This window comes from Paenibacillus sp. JT31N11 (assembly GCF_056269285.1).
Genome location: NZ_JBWDNQ010000054.1, coordinates 1 through 2,992, shown reverse-complemented (window position 1 = coordinate 2,992; position 2,992 = coordinate 1). Strand labels below are relative to the sequence as shown.

Annotated in this window: 2 protein-coding genes; one reads left to right on the top strand and one right to left on the bottom strand. The window is 45.9% G+C overall.

Features of this window, described 5'->3' with window-relative positions:
- Positions 1 to 866, bottom strand: an 866-nt coding sequence (ltrA, locus tag AC0YNV_RS40540) for a group II intron reverse transcriptase/maturase (protein WP_475773111.1), incomplete at its 3' end; no start/stop codon positions are given.
- Between the two features lie 838 nt (positions 867 to 1,704).
- Here ltrA and AC0YNV_RS40535 point away from each other — a divergent pair.
- The gene (locus AC0YNV_RS40535; protein ID WP_475773110.1) at positions 1,705 to 2,610 is read left to right on the top strand and encodes a copper amine oxidase N-terminal domain-containing protein; all 906 of its coding nucleotides are present in this window, start codon (positions 1,705 to 1,707) and stop codon (positions 2,608 to 2,610) included.
- Positions 2,611 to 2,992 lie beyond the last annotated feature (382 nt).

Below are 2,992 nucleotides of genomic sequence, written 5' to 3'. Positions count from 1 at the left end.
AAGGTCAGTTCCAATCGCGCCATAATCGTTTGTATAAGCTTAAACGCATGTTGCGCGTCCTTCCTTGTCTTGCATACCACGACGAAATCGTCTGCGTACCGCGTCAATTCTCCGACTCCTTTGCCATGTTTCTCCCACAATAGATCGAAGTAGTTCAGGTAGATGTTCGCAAGTAACGGCGATATCACGCCGCCTTGCGGCGTGCCAAGGTCGGTCCGTCTTACTTGCCCTTCCTCCATCACGCCTGCTCCGAGCCATTGCCGGATCAGCTTGAGTATACGTCTGTCGCTGATTCTCATTTCCACCAGCTTCATCAGTTTCTCTTGGTTCATGTTGTCGAAGTAGCCTTGGATGTCCACGTCGACCACCCAATTGCCTTTACGGTTGCATGCTTTGCGGATTCGCTCGAGCGCTTGTTTTGCGCCGCGCTTTGGTCGAAAGCCATACGAGCATTCCTGAAAATCGGCTTCAAAGATCGGTTCGACAATCAGTTTCGTTGCCATTTGTACGACGCGGTCTCTCACCGTCGGAATGCCCAGCGGACGTTTTCGTCCATCTTTCTTCGGAATGTAGTGGCGACGAACGGGCTGGGGACGGTAGTTATTCTTCAACAGTTGTTCTTGGCATTGTGCGACGAATTGATCTTCACCTATCTTTGCAATATCAGCCATGGTCTCACCGTCTACGCCTGCCGCACCCTTATTTGCCTTCACTCTTCGCCACGCTTCCTGAAGGACATCCAGTCGATGAACCTTGTCGTACAGTGCATGAAATTTTCTCCGCTTGCTGATCTTGGCAGCATGACCTAGCTTCTCTTGGAGTTGTTGAACTTTTTCCTTAGGTGTCGTTAGCCATTTGGCATTCACTCACTCGTACCTCCTTGAAAAGCTTGAACAAAGCAGGACGCCTTCCCTCCCGCAGGTTGTGTTGTCCTGCATTCTTCGGTACTATGCACCCCTCGGACTCCCTTCCTGCAGATGGCTCACTTCGTCTTTTTGACTTATAGAGTCTCTCGCTACGAAAAAAAAAAAACTTCCGTGCAGGGGAGGGTCTCCCCAGTTCACTGCATTATCTTTCATACCATGCCGATCCCATTACACCGGGAGATCCTTCGCTGTTGTTCCAAGTTCTGCACAGCTTCCTTGGCCTTCGTCTACGTTTGCAAGACTCGGCTTCCCCTTTTTCCTCTCGCGAGGCCTTTTTGACGATGCGGCAGGATTCACTTCATGTTACGGCCTGGTATGTTGCTCGCCTTGTCTCCGACAAGTACTTTTGTCGATGCGCTTTTACGCACAGATTTCGCCATGCGCAAGCATCCTAGCTACAAGGGTGGCTTGGTCCCTCCCTTGGTTGGACTTTCACCAACTAGATAATGCGTGCCTCTGGGCACGCCAAACGAAAAAGGAGCTGCCGCGCGGCAAGCTCCTCACTAACGTACCCGTTAACATTCCTGTAGTGTGTTAAATTTCCGCTTTGCAAAAAAACGCGCCTCAGTACGATGGGAGTACGAAACGGGGCATAGCCCTTTAAATCCCATCATCCAGGAGGACGCTCTACTATGATGTTTAAATCGCACTACAAACTAAAAAAATAAACAATTGCGCAACAAGGGTAAGGTAATTTGCGTTTAACACTAAACTGTTTGATCGATCAAAAAGGATTTATTTGAAGAATCCATATTAAATAAGTAAGGAGGCTGTAATAATGTTGAAAAAATATGTAGTCACAAGTTTACTTTTGACGGTCATGGTCTTTTCTATTGGAAGTATGGTATCAGCGGCAGATATGTCGATTAGTTTGAATGTGAATGGGGTGAAACTGACGAATCAAAATCCTGTCATTATTAATCAAACTACAATGGTACCTATTCGGACAGTTTCTCTCCTTCCCGATTTTAGCGTTAATTGGAACAATAAAGCAAAGACAGTCACCGTTATAAATAAGACTTCCAAACAAGTCCTCAAGCTTACAGTTGGGAATAAGGAGGCCCTGATAGGAACAAATAAAGTGACAGTTAGTGTGTCTCCACGAAATATTGACGGTTCCGTCTATGTACCTTTGCGTTTTATTGGAGAATCTCTGGATGCCTTTGTTGCTTGGGATCCGGAAACGAAAACAGCCGTGATTTATAACGCACCCAGTGATCTTGCCATCGAGGGCCAAGATATTGTAACTGCACGACAAGCAGTTCTTGCTCTGCCAAAAATTAGTTTACAAGAACACCTTGGTTCTACCCCTGACATCCGTACAACGCAGTATTATTTCCCATATGGCCAAACTCAAAAATTCTTTATCACAGAAGGGGACTATACTCGGTATTATGAGGTTAAAGATCAGGCGGCTTGGCAAATTTGGGAAGGACATGTTACGAAGAAGAAAGCAAATGAACTTGATGTGATTGTAAATCTCGTTCCTGCCGTAAGCGAAGAATGGGGGAAGCGTCCTGTTTATAACGGTTCCTATGTTTATTTCTTGCATCAATGGATGGCTGGCGTCACAACTTTTGGTACATTTAATGAAAATGGAGAAGGAGTCGAGCTTGGAAGCTTGGGTGGAGCATTTGACAAGTTGACGATTGTTGCTATTGAAGGGGAAAAACGCACTGATTAGAATAGCTTCTAAATAAAAAAACACCTCCGTATCGCCGTATCGGAGGTGTTTTTTTATTACTTAATGTTGGTAGTGGCGTTACTTAATAGAAGCAATATAAAATCCACTACCGAATGCAGCTGCGATAGCCGGCCTGAAGATACTTAAACTTGTTTCTGTACAAAAAATTACAATCAATGTTACTTATGTGGTCGATTATGCACTCCTGCCGGTTAGTGCAGCTAAGGGATGCCGCTCGGCACCCCTTTAAGTGTTTTAACTCCCTCGGTACGATTAAGTTTTCTCACGAATGCTCGCTTATTCGCAGGATTTCACCCTTGATAGACATGTATGAAGGACGCTCGGGTGACCACTTCATAGACCTGGACAACATGGAGGCGTG